Here is a 519-nt window from a genome sequence, read left to right on the forward strand (position 1 = left end):
GCCGTGGGGTGAGCCTTCCGACACGCCCGACCGTGACACGGTCTGCGGCATCGGCAACCGCAAGAACGAGGTGTTCGCGGCGATCCTGCGCTCCGAGGGCATCGAGCCCTATCCGGGCTCCGTCGCCCTCCTCGACCTGCTGCAGGACCAGGGCGTGCCCGTGGCCGTCGTGTCCAGCTCGAAGAACGCCGACGAGGTGCTGCGCGCCGCCGGGCTGCGCGACCGGTTCGAGGTCGTCGTCGACGGGGTGCTCGCCGAGAACGAGAACCTCGCGAGCAAGCCCGCACCCGACGTGTTCGCCGCCGGGGCCCGGCTCCTCGGCGTCGACCCCGCCACCAGCGCCGCCGTCGAGGATGCTCTCAGCGGCGTGCGGTCGGCCGTCGCGGCCGGATACGGCCTCGTCGTCGGCGTCGACCGCGGAGTCGGCGAGGGGTCGCTGGCGGAGGCCGGGGCATCCGTCGTCGTTCCCGACCTCGGCGTGTTCGTGCCCGACACATCCGCTTCATAGACTGACTCGAC

Annotated in this window: 1 protein-coding gene; it reads left to right on the forward strand. The window is 72.4% G+C overall.

Annotated elements, in window-relative coordinates; genetic code table 11:
- Positions 1 to 508: HAD family hydrolase (locus ASG00_RS12645; protein ID WP_235559584.1), on the forward strand; the 508-nt coding region annotated here is incomplete at its 5' end.
- Positions 509 to 519 lie beyond the last annotated feature (11 nt).

The sequence above is a fragment of the Microbacterium sp. Leaf351 genome, from assembly GCF_001423825.1.
Lineage (GTDB): Bacteria > Actinomycetota > Actinomycetes > Actinomycetales > Microbacteriaceae > Microbacterium > Microbacterium ginsengisoli.